The organism is Methylobacterium sp. WL116 (assembly GCF_008039455.1).
Classification (GTDB): Bacteria; Pseudomonadota; Alphaproteobacteria; order Rhizobiales; family Beijerinckiaceae; genus Methylobacterium.
Genome location: NZ_VRUV01001152.1, coordinates 1 through 455 on the forward strand (window position 1 = coordinate 1; position 455 = coordinate 455).

General features: G+C 75.6%; 1 protein-coding gene. It reads left to right on the top strand.

Features of this window, described 5'->3' with window-relative positions; translation table 11 throughout:
• Positions 1-92: 92 nt before the first annotated feature.
• The coding region (locus FV223_RS29850; RefSeq protein WP_147730149.1) for a hypothetical protein at positions 93-455 on the top strand (363 nt) is incomplete at its 3' end.

A 455-nucleotide genomic window follows, 5' to 3' on the forward strand; every position in this document is an offset into this window, starting at 1 on the left:
TATAGCTCGGCTGATCGGCTCGGCGGAGGGGCCGGCGCGCCGTCCCGCCGGGCGATGCGGGCCGAGCCGATCAGCCGAGCTATACCGCGCCGATGCGCATCCTCGGCCGCCTTCTCCTCGGCTCCCTCGCCCTGCTCCTCGCGATCCCGAGCGGCGGCGCGATCCTGCTCATGGCGCTCGTGCTCGATCCGGTGGCGAGCGTCTGGCTGACGAAAGGCGCGCTCGCCGGGCTCGATGCCGGCCTGTCGGACCTCGCCGCCGGCCTGCCGCCGGATAGCTTCGCGTGGGTCCTCGCGGGGCTGGCGAAGGCGTCCTTCGTGCTGCTCGCGGTGCCGCCGGCCCTGGTGGCGCTGGTCGGCGAGACCCTGCGCTGGCGCGGCCTGCTCTGGTACGGCGCTGGGTGCGGCTTGATCACCGCCGCCCTGCCCTGGCTCGCGCGCGGGGCCGTGCACCCC